The following is a 16028-nucleotide window of genomic DNA, read 5'->3' on the forward strand; positions in this document are numbered from 1 at the left end:
GGTCGCAGCCCGGGTGCTCCGACCCCGAGACCACGTGGACGGGGGACACTCGCGGCACGCCGGTCGGGCCGGAGCAGGTCGACCACCGTGGCCTCTTCCGGCTTGACGGCAAGTCCTACGTCGTTCTCGGCGCGGGCGGGGGCACGTCGCCCTCGGCGGGCGGGTGTTGTGCGCCGAAATCAGTCCGGGTAGCGCCGAGGCAGTAGCCCGGTCAGGGCGAGGGCGATGTCCGACCTCGGTCGGCTCGACGGCTACGTCGACGCCATCGGCCGCATGCACCGCAGGCCGATGGAGGACTACGGGCTCACCGACTGGGAGCACGACTTCACGGTCGACCTGGCCCATGCGTTCCTGGCCGCACACGCCCTGTGCCCCTGGTCAGTGACGGATCGATCGTCCACGTGTCCAGCGTGATGGGGTCACACGGCGGCCGTGCGGCACCCGAGCACGGGCCCGGCGGGAGGAACACTCTTCATCCGCGGATGAGGTAGATGCATGAGATTCGCGCAGTTGCGGTACTTGGAAGCAGCGCTGCGGACCGGCTCGTTCCGTCAAGCCGCCAAGGAGCTGGACATCGCCCAGCCGACGATCACCAACCAGATCCAGCGCCTCGAGGAGGAGCTCGGCGTCGGTCTGGTGATCCGGGGAGCGAGAGGTGTGCGGCCGACCTACGCCGCCGAGCGGATCCTGCCGCACCTGGTGGCAGCTGTTCAGGCCGAGCGTCTGCTCCGCGAGGAAGCCAGCGCCATCGGCGGCCTCAAGCTCGGCAGCGTGCGGCTGGGCACCGTGCCGGCGGCGTCCCAGACGATCCTTCCCGGCGTGGTGAAGCGGCTGCTCAGCGACTACCCCAACCTGCGCTTCGAGGTTGAGGAAGGACCGTCCAGGATGGTGGGCCGCAGCGTCCTCGGCGGCCACTTCGACGCCGGCCTGGTGACACGGCTGGACGGCATCGAACTGGTGCCGGCCGAACACGACCTGCTGCACCACATCGATCTGCTCGCCGGAAGGATCGTGCTGGCGGTTCCAGAAGACCATCGGCTGGCGACCAAGAACACGTTCGAGGCGCATGACCTCGAAGGGGAGGCGCTCATCTTCCCAGCGAAGTCGAGCGTCCTGCACACCGCCTTCGAACAGCTGCTGGAGGGCATCGAGGCCAGGATCGTGTACACCACGAACAACGCCCAGGCATCGCAGCACATGGTGCGGGCAGGCGTCGGGATCTGCATGGCGAACACCCTGCTGAGCTCGACGGTCAGCGGCGACGGGGTCGCGCTCATCCCGCTGCCCTTCCCGTGGGCACACGCCAGCATCTCGGCGATCGTGCGCAAGGCCGAGGCTCGTACCTCCGCCGTACAGGCGTTCCTCGGCCTGCTGCGCGACTCGGTGAAGAACCTTCGTAGCCCATGGGCCGATTCCCCTCAGGAGCAATGCGTCCGGGGTCCGCGCCGATAGCACACAGGTATCACCCCGCAAGTGACGTCGCACTTCCCAGGCCATATAGCCCTGACCACACTGAACGCACGCCGAACGCGATCATCGGCGGGCGGAACCGAGTTCAGTGAGGTACTCAAGTTGTCAGTCGACACGTCTCGGCCGAGCATCCAGGACGGCATCGCCGCTCTTGTCTCGGAGGCCAGGTCCCGCGAGTCAGCGATGTTCACCGAGGCGCAGGCCAAGTCCCTGCTCGCGATCTTCGGGATCGACGTCCCCCGGGGCGTGCAGGTCTCGGACGGCGAGCTGATCCCGGAGCACCTCGGTGAGTCACTGGTCGTCAAGGCCATCTCCTCCACCCTTGTGCACAAGTCCGACGCCGGCGGCGTACGGGTGGGCGTGAGCCGCGAACAGGTCGCCGAGGTCACGGACCAGATGCGCAAGCGGCTCGCCGCGAGTGGGCACCGCCTCAGCGGCCTGCTCGTCGAGGAGATGGTGCCGGCCGGTCACGAGGTGATCGTGGGCGCGACCAAGACCCCGGACCTGGGCTGGAGCGTCATGGTCGGACTGGGCGGGGTGCTGGTCGAGGTCCTGGAAGACGTCGCCTTCGGGCTTGCGCCGCTCTCGGAGGATCAGACCCTTCGCATGCTGCGGGAACTGCGAGGGATCAAGGTCCTCGAAGGTGCGCGTGGCGGTGTGCGGGCGGACCTCTCGCCCCTGGTGCGGTTGATCTCCAGGCTCGCTGGTCCGGGCGGGCTGCTGGAGTCGCTGCCGGAGGATGTGGTGGAGCTCGACCTGAATCCGGTCATCGTGTCGGCTGATCGAGCCGTGGCCGTGGACGCGCGCTTCGTCGTCAGCGCCGAGGAGGCAGCCGACGCGGAGGCGGAAGCACGCCCGGAGCGCCCGGCACCCGACTTCTCGGCGCTCTTCCGCCCCGCCCGGGTCGCGGTCCTCGGAGCGAGCGGCAAGCGCCCCAACCTCGCCAACCGCTACATCCGCAACCTGCGTGCCGGGGGGTTCGAAGGGACCATCGTGCCCATCCACCCCGAGGCGGACGACATCGAGGGTCTGCCCGCGGTCACGTCCCTGGCGGACACGGACGAACCGATCGACTACGCCTTCGTCGCCCTGCCGGCGGCCAGGGTCAGCGAGGCGCTGCTCGCGGCCGCGGGCCGGGTGCGTTTCGCCCAGGTGATCGCCAGCGGCTTCGGTGAGACCGAGGAGGGAAAGCCCCTCGAGAAGACCCTGGTCGAGACGGTACGCCGTGCCGGTATCCGGTTGATCGGACCGAACTGCCTGGGCACGCACGCGTCGGCCGGACGGCTCTCCTTCATCCCTGATGCGCCGCTGACGCCGGGCGTCACCGCCGTCGTCTCGCAGAGCGGTGGGCTGAGCGTCGACATCCTGCGCGTGGGCGCGATGCGCGGCATCGACTTCCACAGCGTGGTCAGCATCGGCAACGGTGCCGATGTCAACGCCGCCGAGCTGGTCGCCTCGCACCTCGCGGACGACGACGTACGAGTCATCGGCTTGTACCTCGAATCGCTGGCAGCCGCCCGAGAAGTGCTGGATGTGCTCACAACCGGCGAGGTCCGGAAGCCGGTGGTGCTGCTCGCCGGTGGTCGCACCAGTGAGGGTTCCAGGGCAGCCACCAGCCACACGGGCGCCTTGGCCGGCAACCACCGACTCTGGCAGGCGATCGCGCGCCAGGCCGGTATGACGCTGGTCGACTCCCTGGAGGACTTCGCCTCGGCGCTGCACGCGCTGTCCACGATCGACCTCGACATTCGATCGACCGGCCGTCAGGCGATCCTGTTCGGCAACGGCGGTGGCGCCAGTGTCTTGGGTGCCGACGCGCTCGACCGCCAGGGACTCTCGACGTCACCACTGGCCGACTCCGTCATCCGGCAGCTCGACGGCCTCGGTCTGCCCCCGGGTAACGGACTGCGGAACCCGATCGACGTGCCTGCCGGGACCTTGGCGGTGCGCAACGGCCAGGTCGCCGAGGACATGTTGAAGCTGGTGCTCGCCGGCAGCGAGCCCGACATCCTGATCTCGCACCTCAATGTCGGCATCATCCAGAGAAACCTCGGTGAGTCCCACGGTGACGTGACCGGGACCATCATCGACTCCATCGTGCATGTGCGGGACGAGGCGAACTCCAACACGCACCACTTGCTCGTGCTCAAGACCGACGGCAGCCAGAAGACAGAGGAACTGATCACGGGCTACGCACACCGCGCCCGGTCCAGCGGAATCCCTGTCTTCGCGGCCTTCGAGGACGCGGCGCTGGCCGCACGGGCGGTGCTCGAGCAGACCCATCAGGGCTGCGAAGACGACGGAAGGCGGTAGAGATGAGCCAGGACCAGGACACCGGAATGGTCGAACCCGAGCTGAGTCTCGAGCAGGAGTTCCAGGCGCGTCGGACAGCTGCGTTGGCGATGGGCGGCCCGAAGAAGCTCGAGCAGCGACGTGCTGAGGGGCGGCTCAATGCGCGAGAGCGGATCGAGCTGCTGCTGGACAAGGGCACGTTCCGCGAGAGCGGCCTCTTCGCGACCTCGGCCGTCGAGGCGGACCAGGCGAAGACACCGGCTGACGGCAAGATCATCGGAAGCGGTCAGATCGACGGTCGCCGCGCGAGCGTGATCGCCTACGACTTCACCGTCAAGGGCTCCTCCAGCAGCCCGGTGAGCAACAAGAAGATGTCGCACTTCAAGGAGCTCACCGCCAAGGTCGGGATGCCGCTGGTCTACCTCTCGGAGTCCACCGGCGTGCGGATGCCGGACGCCATGGGTGGCACCGGCATGGGCGCTGCCAACAGCAAGCGCCGGTTCCTGCGGCAGCGGCAGAGCCCCTGGGCGTCGGCTGCCTTCGGGTACTGCTTTGGATCCGCTGCCTGGCACACCGTCTCGGCCGACTTCGCGGTCTTCCGCAAGGGCAGCGTGCTGGCGGTGTCGAGCCCAGGCCTGGTCAGCCGCGCCACGGGGCAGCAGGTCGACGCACAAGAGCTCGGCGGCTGGAAGCTCCACGCGGAGGTCACCGGATACGCCGACGCCGTTGCGGACACCGACGAAGAGGCGATCGAGCTCATCCGACGCTTCCTGTCCTACCTGCCGTCGCACAACGGGGAGCGGCCACCGCTGGCCGAGGTCCCGGCTGGCTCAGGAGAACGCTCGGCCGAGCTCAAGGACATCGTGCCCGCCGTACGCACCAAGACGTACGACGTGCGCAAGGTGATCGAGATCATCGCCGATGCGGGGTCCGTGTTCCCGATCAAGGCTCGCTACGGCAAGAGCCTGGTCACCTCACTGGTCCGCATCGGCGGACAGTCGGTGGGGATCATCGCCAACAACCCCATGTTCAAGGGCGGCGCGCTCGACGGGCCGGCGTGTGACAAGGCGACCAGCTTCCTGGTGCTCTGCGACTCCTACAACATCCCCGTCGTCTTCCTCGTTGACCAGCCCGGGTTCCTGATCGGGCTGGAGGCCGAACGGAACAAGATCGCCGGCAAGGTCATCAACTGGATGAACGCCTTGTCCCTGGTGACAGTGCCGAAGATCGCCATCACGCTGCGCAAGAACTACGGGCAGGCCTACGTGAACATGGGTGGCGGCCTGACCGCCGACACCACGGCCGGCTGGTGGTCGACAGAGGTCAGCTTCATGGACCCCTCCTCGGCGGTGTCGGTGGTGCACGGCATCGACCGGGAGTCCGATCCCGAGCTGTTCGAGCAGCGCTTCGCGGAGATGGCGAAGGGAACCACGGTGTACGACGTGGCCCGTGTCTTCGGTTTCGAGCACGTGCTCGACCCCTCCGAGACTCGTGACTTCATCCTCGGCGCACTGGAGGAGCACTACTGCGCCAGGACGGGTGGCATCGGCGAGCACCTGCTGAGCTCCTGGCCGACGAGCTTCTGAGGAGATTGCGATGACTACCTTTCCAGAGAGCCTCCTGGTCGCGAACCGGGGCGAGATCGCCCGCCGGGTGATCCGGACCGCCAACAAGCTGGGGGTTCGCACAATCGCCGTGTACCACAAGGTGGATGCCGACCTGCCCTACGTCTCCGAGGCCGGCCAGGCGGTCCAGCTCGACGGAGATCCGCCGGTCAACGCCTACCTCGACGGCGAGCAGATCGTGCGCATCGCCAAGGAGGTCGGAGCGACGGCCGTGCATCCGGGTTACGGGTTCCTGGCGGAGAACGCCGAATTCGCCAGGGCAGTGACCCAGGCGGGCCTGACCTGGGTCGGACCGGCTGCAGAGGTCATCGACGTGATGGGCGACAAGGTGGAGTCGCGCCGCGTGGTCGCGGCAGCGGGTGTGCCGATCAGCGGCGACGTCGGGGCTGCGCTCGCCACGGGTGAGGAGGCGATCCAGGAGTCTCGTCGCCTGGGCTATCCGGTGATGATGAAGGCCTCCGCCGGTGGGGGTGGCATCGGCATGGCCGTGGCCCATGACGACGAGAGCCTGCGCAAGGCGTTCGAGAAGACCCGGTCGATGGCGCTGCGCAGCTTCGGATCGGATCGAGTCTTCGTCGAGCGGTACGTCTCATCTGCGCGTCATGTCGAGGTCCAGATCCTCGGGTTGGACGACGGCACCATCGTGACCCTGGGCGAGCGGGACTGCTCCACGCAACGACGCCACCAGAAGCTCATTGAGGAGAGCCCGGCGCCGCACCTCGACCCAAAGCTGCGCCAGCGACTGCACGACAGTGCCGTGGCAGCAGCCCAGGCGGTGGGGTACCGCAATGCCGGCACCGTGGAGTTTTTGCTCGACACCGCTACGGGGGACTTCGTATTCCTCGAGATGAACACCCGCATCCAGGTCGAGCACCCCATCACGGAGCTCACCCACGATGTCGACCTGGTCGAGCAGCAGCTGAGCATCGCCGAGTCGGGCCGCACCACCCACGACCTGACGCCCGAGTCCCGGGGCCATGCGATCGAGCTGCGCATCTGCGCGGAGGACCCGGTCAGGTTCTTCCCCCGCCCGGGCCAGATCACCGAGTGGCAGGAGCCAACCGGAGACGGGATCCGGGTCGACTCCGGTTACGCGGTCGGCGGTGAGGTCACTCCCCACTTCGACTCGCTGGTGGCCAAGGTCTGCGCCCACGGCGCGACGCGCGAGGAAGCGCGCACGCGTGCGTTGGCTGCGTGCCAGGACTTCGTGATCGGCGGGCTCGTCACCAACCGGGAGTTCCTCATCGAGGTGTTGGAATCCGATGACTTCATCAGCGGAAACTACGACACCGGCGTGGTCGGAAGAATTCAACAGCGACGCAAGAGCACGGCGAGAAGGAGCGCGTGAGATGGCGGAGACGATTCAGGCAGACATGGGCGCCAACGTCTGGAAGATCCTCGTGAAGCAGGGCGACCGGGTCGAGAATGAGGAGCCTCTGATGATCCTCGAGGCGATGAAGATGGAGATCCCCATCCTGGCCGAGGAGTCCGGCACCGTGGTGGCGCTGCGCGTCGCCGAGGGCGACAGCGTCGCGCCCGGCCAGGCCCTCGTCGACTTCGAAACCGAGTGAGCTCCGCCCTTAAGCGCCTCGATCCCTGACGCCATGACGGCGTGGTCGGTGTCGCAGCTCGGCGAGCCGATCGACGTCGTCCACCTCGTCGAACGCGCCGTCTTCGAGCCAGGTGACGGACAGCTCGTGGTGAGTTCTTGCCAGTGCCGCCAACTTCTCCGATGTGCTCATGTGCCGTGGTGAGTACCAGGTGCGGCCGCGAAGCCTGCGGTGAGGTCGTCGCGGTCGCACCCGGGCCGTGGTGGGGACCGGGTGCTGGGCCCGATCGCACTCCCCTGGGGAGGTTTTCGCCGAGTACGCGCTGATGGACCAGGACAAGACCCATCAGGCGCCGGCCTCTCTCGACGCCGCCCAGGCGTCCTGCCTGTTCATCGGCTACCAGACCGGATGGTTCGGCCTGCACCAGTTGGCCAGGATCCAGCCGGGGGAGACGTTGGTGGTCCACGCGGCGGCCGGTGGCGTGGGCAGTACTGGATCCAGCTCGGCAAGTCGATCACTGCCTCGATGGACGGGCAGCCGCCGCCCTCTAGCAGCTGGGCGACGACAAGACGGTGGGGCGCGTGGTGGCGGAACCTTCCGGACTCGGCCGGTAGCCACGTGGGCAGTACCGCAGCACAAGGTCAGGCCCGTCAGGAACTTTCAACCTCCTAGGAGCAGAGCATGATCACGCCTCGAGCGAGCACCACCCCGATGACAGGTCTGGAGCTTTCCAGAAGGTCCCTGCTGAAGTACTTCGGTGTCGGGACGGCGGCGTTGGGTGCGGCCCCTTTGCTGGGCGCCTGTGGTGACGGGGGCGGCGCGGGTGGTGCTAGCAAGTTCACCGTCGCCTCCTTCCCCGGTGACAACTACCTCCTCGACGCAGTGAACGTGGAGAACAAGGACTTCGCCAAGCACGACCTGGACGTCCCCAAGCTGGTCGCCCCGCAGAGCGGTGTCCAGGCCATGCAGCTGGTGGTCGCTGGCGCGGTGAGCGGCTACGCCAGTGACACGCTCCTCCAGATGGCGACTTTCGCCAACGGCACCAAGGGCAAGCGCCCCGTCATCGTGGGCATCAGGACTCCCTCGACCACGTACGGGATCGTGGCCGGCAAGGGGGACTGGCCCAGCCCCGATGCCAGCTTCGAGGAGAAGATGCAGTCGCTGAAGGGCAAGCGGGTCGGCGTGACCGCGGTTGGGGCCGGCGGAGACCTGAAACTGAGGCTGGCCCTGGAACTGGCCGGCATGGCGTACGACGACGTCACCCACCTCGCTACCGGACCGTCGGCCTCAGCCGCCCCGAACCTGACCGGCGGACGCATCGACGCCTACGTGACCGTGCAGTGGACGTCGACGCGTTTTGTCGCCGAGTCGGCGAACAGGCCGGTCCTGCTCGACTTCAGCGACCCGACAGTCCCGGAGACGTTGCGGAACCAGGCCGTGTGCATCGTCGCCGTCCGCGAGGACATGGTCGAGAAGCAGCCGGAGGTCGTCCAGAACTGGCTCGCGGCACAGTGGGACGCGCACGAGTGGATGCTCGCCAACAAGGAGGCGGCAGCCGATCTCCTGAACAGGACCGGACTCGGTGGCAAGGCGCCCCACATCGCGACGAACTACATCGATCACTACGTCGCCGACGTGGCCCCATCGATCAAGCCGATGTTCAAGGTTCCCGAGCAGACCATCGAGCAGATGGCAGAGCTCGCCCTCCGCTTCGGGAACATCAAGGAGGGCGACATCAGCTTCGAGAAGATCGTCCCGGACTTTGCACGTGCGTGAGGAGCTCGCGGTGCACACACGCGAAAGCGAGAATCCGTCGTCCTCTGCATCACCGCCGGGCCTGGATCTTGACCGTCTGGCCGACTGGCTGACCCGCGAGCGGCCCGGCCTGCTCGCAGGGCCGCTGTCGGCCGGCCTGATCGAGGGCGGCAAGTCGAACCTGACCTACGACCTGTCCGACGGTGCGCAACGGTGGATCGTGCGCCGGGCTCCGTTGGGCCATGTCCTGGCGACCGCTCACGACATGTCGCGCGAGTACAAGGTGGCAGACGCGCTTCGCGGCACCGACGTCCCCGTCCCAGCGATGATCGCCTACTGCGACGACGCGGCGGTCCTCGGCACCGACTTCTACGTGATGGAACGGATCGAGGGAGTTCCCTATCGCTATGCCGACCAGCTCCGTGCGCTCGGCGAGGCACGCACCCGGGCGATCTCGACCGAGCTGGTCAAGACACTGGCCCGGCTGCACCAGGTGGAGCCGGAGTCGGTCGGGCTCGGTGACTTCGGTCGGCCCGAGGGCTTTCTCGCGCGGCAGGTCAACCGCTGGAAGAAGCAGCTGGACTCCTCGCGCACGCGAGACCTGCCGCTCGCGCACGAGCTCCACGAAGCCTTGGTGTCGTCGGTGCCTGTTCGGTCTCCGTCCGGCATCGTCCACGGAGACTTCCGTCTCGACAACGTGCTCGTCGACGCCGACGACAGGCCGGCCGCCGTCATCGACTGGGAGATGGCCACGCTGGGCGATCCACGGCTCGACCTGGCGCTGATGCTCGTCTACCAACGTCGGGCCCGGATCCTCGCCGAGCGGGACTCGACCGATCCGGCGACCCACGACGCCACGGTTGCGCCGGGCTACCTGAGTGAGCGCGAGATCCTCGAGCTCTACGCAGCCGAGAGTGGCGGCGACCTCCAGGGAATCGGCTTCCACCTGGGACTGGCGTGCTTCAAGCTCGCCGGAATCTCCGAGGGCATCCGATACCGGCACCAGCGCGGACAAACGGTGGGCGCGGGCTTCGAGGAGAGCGGCAGCACGGTGCCGCTCCTGCTCGAGCTCGGGCTCGCATCGCTGAAGGAGTACAGCTAGATGGATTTCTCGTTGGATGCTCGGAGCGAGGACCTTCGTGAGGAGCTCCTCGACTTCATGGACACCCATGTCTACCCAGCAGAGGCGGTGTTCCACGACGAGCTCCAGCAGCTCGAGGACCCGTTCGCCTGGACGGAGACCCCCATCCTCCAGAAGCTCAGGGACGAGGCTCGCAGTCGCGGACTGTGGAACCTCTTCCTCCCGGGCGAGGACGGCGCCGGCCTGACCAACCAGCAGTACGCCCCACTGGCCGAGATCACCGGTCGCAGCCGGCACCTGGCGCCGGCCGCGCTGAACTGTGCGGCGCCCGACACCGGCAACATGGAGCTGCTGTCGATGTTCGGCACCGAGCAGCAGAAGCGGGAGTGGCTCCAGCCCCTGCTGGACGGGCGCATCCGCTCATCCTTCGCGATGACCGAGCCGGACGTCGCGTCCTCGGACGCCACCAACATCGCCACCAACATCGAGCGGGACGGCGACGAGTACGTCATCAACGGCCGCAAGTGGTTCATCACCGGAGCGATGAACCCGGCCGCCAAGATCTTCGTCGTAATGGGCAAGACCGACCCCACAGCAGACCGGCACCGCCAGCAGAGCATGATCCTGGTGCCCCGCGACACGCCTGGCGTGACGGTGAAGCGCGGCATGATGGTGCTCGGTTACGACGACCGGCACAACGGTGGCCATGCAGAGATCGAGTTCACCAACGTCCGGGTCCCGGCTGCCAACCTCATCGGCAACGAGGGCGACGGCTTCGCGATCGCCCAGGCGCGCCTGGGGCCGGGCCGAATCCACCACTGCATGCGCTCCATCGGGGTCGCCGAGCGGGCCATCGACATGATGTGCGCGCGGGCCGACGAGCGGGTCGCCTTCGGCAAGCCGATCAGCGAGCAGGGCGTGGTCCGCGACTGGATCGCCGAGTCCCGTGTCCGAGTCGAGCAGCTACGGCTGCTGGTGCTCAAGACGGCCTGGCTGATGGACACCGTCGGCAACAAGGGAGCGCACACCGAGATCCAGGCGATCAAGATCGCCACCCCGACGACCGTGGAGTGGATCCTGGACAAGGCCATCCAGGTGCACGGTGCGGGTGGACTCTCGCAGGACTTCTACCTGTCCTCCGCATACGTGCACGCACGCACGCTGCGCTTTGCCGACGGGCCCGACGAGGTGCACAAGAACGCCTTGGCCGGCAAGGAACTCCGACGCCAGGCCGTGCGTCGCAGTGCCTGAGCATGCGGCCTGAGTGCCGGCCACCACCGGCGTGTCCGGATCCGGCGCCGCACCGGATGATCGGCGTGCGACGGCTATCACATGTATAGGCGGTCAGTCATTGCTAGCGCCGTCGAGCGACAGCATGATCGCCATGTGTCCATCCGAACTGCCCCCCGCGAGACCGAGTCAGAACGTGCCGGGCCGGTCTCGCGACACCAAGGAGTCCAGATGCTCAGGGTTGCCCGCAAGGACATCCTGGCCGACGGAGTGGTGCGCCTGCGTCTGGAGCGACCCGCGGGCGGTCGCCTCCCCGACTGGGCGCCAGGTGCCCACATCGACGTGGTGCTGCCGGCCTCGGAAGGCGAGGCGCTGGTCCGGCACTACTCGCTCTGCGGAGACCGGTGGGACCCGGACGCCTACGAGATCGCCGTCCTGCGCGAGCCGAGCTCGCGAGGCGGATCGCGGTTCATCCACGACCACCTCAAGGTCGGCGACTCGCTGAAGGTCGGCACGCCGCGCAACAACTTCGGCCTCTGGTCCGCGACGCGCTACCAGTTCATCGCCGGCGGTATCGGGATCACCCCGATCATGACGATGATCGCCGCCGCCGAGAAGCTGGAGATCGACTGGCACCTCCTCTACGGAGGCCGGTCGCGAGAGTCCATGGCCTTCCTCGATGAGCTCAGCCGGTACGGCGACCGGGTCACGATCTGCCCCCAGGACGAGCTCGGCCTGCTGAACCTGGATTTCCTCCAGGAGCCGGTCGCAGGAGGCAAGGTCTACTGCTGCGGACCCGAGCCGCTCCTGGATGCCGTCGCGGCCGCCACCACGAACTGGCCCGATTCCGCGGTGCGGTTCGAACGGTTCGTGCCGGCGGTGCAACCTCAGCCGGTGCGCTCCGAACCCTTCACCGTCGAGCTGGCCCAGTCGCGCACGTGCATCACCGTGGGCAACGAGGAGACCGTCCTCGAGGCGTTGAGCGCAGCGGGGGTCTCCGTGCTCTCCTCGTGCAACGAAGGCGTGTGCGGCACCTGCGAGGTCTCCGTCCTGGGCGGTGTGCCCGACCACCGCGACTCGCTCCTCAACGATGCGGAGCGAGCCAAGGGTGATCGGATGTTCGTCTGTGTTTCCCGTTCGGTCACTGCCCGAATCGTGCTGGACCTTTAGGAGGTACACGGTGTCGACAGCCACCCACGGTGCCACCGTCCCGGTGCTCGAGGACGACCCGTTCACGTCGGAGAACCTGGAGAATCCGCTGCCGCTGCAGGAACGGCTGCGCGAGGCCGGGCCGGTGGTGTTCCTGCGCAAGTACGGCGTCTACGCCGTCGCGCGCTACGACGAGGTCTACAACACCCTGGCCAACTGGCAGCAGATGACGTCGGGTTCTGGAGTGGGGCTCAACGAGCCTTGGCGGGCGAGGGGCCTCCTGCAGATGGACCCGCCGGAGCACGACGCGCCCCGCGAGGTGCTGGCGTCGATCATGTCGGCGCGGGTGCTGCGCTCGATGCAGGACTCGTGCAGGGAGCTCGCGGAGTCCATCCTCGACGACTTGCTCGGGCAGGCCGCCCGGGGAGCCGAGGTGGAGCTGGACGGGTACAAGGACATCGGGTCGGTGTTCCCGGTGAACTTCTTCCCCGGTGCGGCGGGCATCGACGAAGACCAGCGCGAGAACCTGGTCCCCTACGCGGACCACATCTTCAACCGCCTGGGTCCGATGAACGAGATCGCCATGGAGGGCGAGCCGCGGGCGGAAGCACTCGCGGAGTGGGCCACAGCCAAGTGTCAGCGGCACGCGCTGAAGCCGGAGGGGTTCGGGGCCGACATCTGGGCCGCTGCCGATCGAGGCGAGATCCTGCACGAGGCAGCACCGCTGCTGACGCGCTCCCTGCTCTCCGCCGGTGTCGACACCACGGTCTACGGGATCTCGGCGATGCTCTACGCCTTCGCCACCCATCCCGAGCAGTGGGCTGTGCTGCGCCAGAACCCCGGCTTGGCGCGCCTGGCCTTCGACGAGGCGCTGCGCTGGGAGTCCCCGGTCCAGATGATCTTCCGCAAGACTGCCGGCGAGGTGAGCCTGTCCGAGAGCGTCATCCCGGCCGACACGCGGGTCCTGGTGTGCTTCGCGGCGGCCAATCGCGATCCCCGTCGCTGGGAGAACCCCTCGGTCTTCGACCTCTCCCGCGACCCCTCGGGTCACCTGGCCTTCGGCATGGGTATCCACCAGTGCGTCGGCCAGCACGCGGCGCGGTTGCAGGCCGCGACGCTGCTGGAGTCGCTGGCCCCGAGGGTGGAGAGCATCGAGCTCGCAGCCCCAGTGGCCCGGCACCACAACAACGTGCTGCGTGGCTGGGGAGCCATGCCACTCCGGCTGCGCCTGGCCTAGGTGTACTGGTGATCACCTTGTGGGGGAATGCCATTCGCGCAGCTCGCTTGGTTCGAACGACTCGTTCCAGTGAGCCTAATCAGTTCTGGGAGTGAGCCATCCGGCAAACTCCTGGTTGGTAGCCGACCGGCAGGTGAGCACTCTTTTTCATCCTGGTCAACCCGCAGTCGCGGGTCGCAAAGCTGCACGTCGATGCGGTGCCGCATGCGCCGCAGGCGCATAACCCACCCACGACACCTGCACCGCCGCGGGTTCACGGCGCCCACCCCTTCAGGGTTCCCTCGGCGAGGACGGCCCCTCCGCCGTGTATCGGACATACATCAGGAGGGGCACCCACAGACCAGGGAGCCTCTGAGGTTCCGCCACCCGCACCGCCACGCAAATCGAGGTTGGAAAAACCTCAGTCCTTGCTGCCGCTGCGGAACTCGTAGATGTTGGTGCCTGCGCTGACCATCTCGGCGGCTTCGGCCGGCTTCTGGTCACGCAGCCATTTGCGCTGCTCACCCTGACTCTTGATCCAAACCCCGAGCAAAGCGCCCGAGAATCCCAGCAGTGCGCCGATGATCCCAGCCACCGCACGAATAGCCTAACGGCGCGTTCGATCGAACCGCAGCTTGCTACCGCGGATGAAGAACCGTGGGCCAAGGTTCGTGTCCGGAACTCGTCTTGTCCTTTTAGGACTTCGGGAGTTTCTCGGCAGGGCTCGACATCGACTGTCACGGTGATGTCCGGCGAGGCCGGGTTCTGGTAGGTGGCGCGGGTACTTCTCCACCCGTCGAGGAGCACCACGCCGATGCCGCCTTGCGGGTGATCGCCGAATCACGACAGGTCCGGCTGCCGTCATGCGACGAGCCCATGCTGATGCTGCCCCGCCAACAGCGCCGTGTGCGAACTGGCCAGCAGAGCGGCTGCGAAGACGGGCACGCCAGCGCGGAGCGGGCCGTCGATGAGCCCGACGAGTCCGAGCCCGGCTGAACGTAGCCGCGGCACGAAGTTTTTCCGGTCCGCACGGCCGTTCACCTCTCATATGGGAACGTGTAACGGATTCGTGATAGCCCCGATAGCTCTGACGTCCGATCGGCTCCGCCGCGCGGACGTTTCTGCCAATTGGAGAGGGGTCCGATGCAGGAGCCGATGCGCGCACCGATGTCATTGCCGGACAGGGTGGGGTCGGCCGGATTTGTCCAAGCCCCGCGGTTGAACGCGACGGCGCCCTCAACCCACCCGCTCCCCGCACCGCCCGCGACGGTGTGGGAACGGCGGTACCGATTCGCGGTGATCGCAAGCGACGCCATCGCAACGGCGATGACCTCGGCAGCGGGGGCGGTCTGGGTGGCAGTGCTGGACATCGCGGTGCTGCCTCCGGCGGTGTTGGCGCTGCTCACCGCGGTGGCCGTGTTGTGGGCCCTGGCCGGCTCCTGGAACGTCAGGATCCTGGGGCAAGGACACGAGGAGTACCGGCGCCTGGGGCGGGGGATCTTCTCCGCTGGCGTCGTCCTGGCGGTCGCGGGGCTCGCGGTACCGCCGTTAGAAGTGCGGCCATGGGTTTTCGGTGTCTTACCCGCGCTTGCGCTTCTGGTGCTTGCGCAGCGGTACCTGCTGCGCCGCTACCTGCACAGCGCCCGCAGCGACGGCAGGTGCCTGCTACCGGTGATCGCCGCGGGCAGCACGCGCACGCTGCGCGACCTCATCGCCCGCACCCGCCAGCAGCCGCACGTCGGATGGCAGATCCAAGCGCTGTGCCTTCGTCCCGAGGCGAGCGAGGGACTGGTATGCGAGGTGGACGGCGTTCCGGTGATCGGTGACGTCGATGACCTAGCGGAGCACGTCCGACGCGGTGGGTACCGGGTGGTCGCCATCACCGCCGATTCCTACTGGACTCCACGCCGCCTGCAGGAACTGGCGTGGAAGATCGAGGACACCTCCGCCGAGATGGTCGTTGCCCCGGTGCTGATGGAGGTGGCCGGTCCCCGGCTGCACGTGTCGTCGGTGCTGGGGATGCCGATGCTGAAGGTCAGCGAACCCGCCTTCACCGGTGGTCGCCGCGTCGTGAAGGCGCTCGCCGACTGGGTCAGCGCGCTTCTCCTGCTGTGCATGATCTGGCCTGTGCTGCTGGTGATCGCCCTCGCCATCAAGGTGTCCGATGGTGGACCGGTGATCTACCGGCAGCGCCGAACCGGACGCGGCGGCACCACGTTCACGATGCTGAAGTTCCGCACCATGGTGGTGAGCGCGGACGCGATGCGAATCGCGTTGCGCCCGGCCAACGATGCGGAAGGGCCGTTGTTCAAACTGCGCCGCGACCCGAGGGTGACCAAGGTCGGTGGACTGCTGCGCCGGTACTCGCTCGACGAGCTGCCGCAGCTGTTCAACGTGCTCACCGGGCACATGTCGTTGGTCGGCCCGAGGCCGCCACTGCCGGAGGAGACCGAGACCTACGACTACGAGGTGGGGCGCCGCTTGCTGGTCAAGCCGGGGCTCACCGGGCTCTGGCAGGTCAGTGGTCGCAGCGACCTGTCGTGGGCCGAAAGCGTCCGGCTCGACCTGCGGTACGTGGAGAACTGGTCGCTGGCGATGGACGCCGTGATCCTCTGGAAGACCGTGCGCGCGGTGCTGACCAAGCAGGGCGCGTACTGACG

13 protein-coding genes are annotated in these 16028 nt (G+C 67.5%); 12 read left to right on the plus strand and 1 reads right to left on the minus strand.

Annotated elements, in window-relative coordinates; translation table 11 throughout:
- The first annotated feature begins 225 nt into the window (after positions 1 to 225).
- From BLW84_RS22280 to BLW84_RS22330, 11 genes are all read left to right on the plus strand, one after another.
- Complete coding sequence (locus BLW84_RS22280) at positions 226 to 414, plus strand: hypothetical protein (RefSeq protein WP_093268231.1); 189 nt, start codon at positions 226 to 228, stop codon at positions 412 to 414.
- Between the two features lie 81 nt (positions 415 to 495).
- Positions 496 to 1452, plus strand: a complete 957-nt coding sequence (locus BLW84_RS22285) for a LysR family transcriptional regulator (RefSeq protein ID WP_093268234.1) — start codon at positions 496 to 498, stop codon at positions 1450 to 1452.
- Between the two features lie 120 nt (positions 1453 to 1572).
- Positions 1573 to 3783, plus strand: a complete 2211-nt coding sequence (locus tag BLW84_RS22290) for an acetate--CoA ligase family protein (protein WP_143061056.1) — start codon at positions 1573 to 1575, stop codon at positions 3781 to 3783.
- Positions 3784 to 3785: 2 nt separating this feature from the next.
- Positions 3786 to 5348 (plus strand): acyl-CoA carboxylase subunit beta, encoded by a 1563-nt coding sequence (locus tag BLW84_RS22295; RefSeq protein WP_093268239.1) that lies wholly within the window; start codon positions 3786 to 3788, stop codon positions 5346 to 5348.
- Positions 5349 to 5358: 10 nt separating this feature from the next.
- Positions 5359 to 6735 carry an acetyl-CoA carboxylase biotin carboxylase subunit gene (locus BLW84_RS22300; RefSeq protein ID WP_093268242.1) on the plus strand — a complete coding sequence of 459 codons (1377 nt, stop codon included), beginning with the start codon at positions 5359 to 5361 and terminating at the stop codon, positions 6733 to 6735.
- 1 nt (position 6736) lies between these two features.
- Positions 6737 to 6958: a biotin/lipoyl-binding carrier protein gene (locus tag BLW84_RS22305; protein ID WP_093268244.1), complete on the plus strand. Its 222-nt coding sequence runs from the start codon at positions 6737 to 6739 to the stop codon at positions 6956 to 6958.
- Positions 6959 to 7618: 660 nt separating this feature from the next.
- Positions 7619 to 8713 carry an ABC transporter substrate-binding protein gene (locus tag BLW84_RS22310; protein WP_093268248.1) on the plus strand — a complete coding sequence of 365 codons (1095 nt, stop codon included), beginning with the start codon at positions 7619 to 7621 and terminating at the stop codon, positions 8711 to 8713.
- A 10-nt stretch (positions 8714 to 8723) separates the two neighbouring features.
- Positions 8724 to 9794, plus strand: coding sequence for a phosphotransferase family protein (locus BLW84_RS22315; RefSeq protein ID WP_093268494.1), 1071 nt, complete (start codon positions 8724 to 8726; stop codon positions 9792 to 9794).
- Positions 9795 to 11024 (plus strand): acyl-CoA dehydrogenase family protein, encoded by a 1230-nt coding sequence (locus BLW84_RS22320; protein ID WP_093268251.1) that lies wholly within the window; start codon positions 9795 to 9797, stop codon positions 11022 to 11024.
- Positions 11025 to 11234: 210 nt separating this feature from the next.
- Positions 11235 to 12173, plus strand: coding sequence for a PDR/VanB family oxidoreductase (locus BLW84_RS22325; RefSeq protein WP_093268497.1), 939 nt, complete (start codon positions 11235 to 11237; stop codon positions 12171 to 12173).
- 10 nt (positions 12174 to 12183) lie between these two features.
- The gene (locus tag BLW84_RS22330; protein WP_245761306.1) at positions 12184 to 13389 is read left to right on the plus strand and encodes a cytochrome P450; all 1206 of its coding nucleotides are present in this window, start codon (positions 12184 to 12186) and stop codon (positions 13387 to 13389) included.
- 400 nt (positions 13390 to 13789) lie between these two features.
- Here the strand turns inward: BLW84_RS22330 and BLW84_RS47615 are convergent, their stop codons facing one another.
- A complete protein-coding gene (locus BLW84_RS47615; protein WP_177226633.1) occupies positions 13790 to 13963 on the minus strand; it encodes a hypothetical protein in 174 nt (57 codons plus the stop codon).
- A 548-nt stretch (positions 13964 to 14511) separates the two neighbouring features.
- Here BLW84_RS47615 and BLW84_RS22335 point away from each other — a divergent pair.
- Complete coding sequence (locus tag BLW84_RS22335; protein WP_093268257.1) at positions 14512 to 16026, plus strand: sugar transferase; 1515 nt, start codon at positions 14512 to 14514, stop codon at positions 16024 to 16026.
- The last annotated feature ends 2 nt before the right edge of the window (positions 16027 to 16028 follow it).

The sequence above is a fragment of the Saccharopolyspora shandongensis genome (assembly GCF_900106995.1).
GTDB classification, from domain to species: domain Bacteria; phylum Actinomycetota; class Actinomycetes; order Mycobacteriales; family Pseudonocardiaceae; genus Saccharopolyspora; species Saccharopolyspora shandongensis.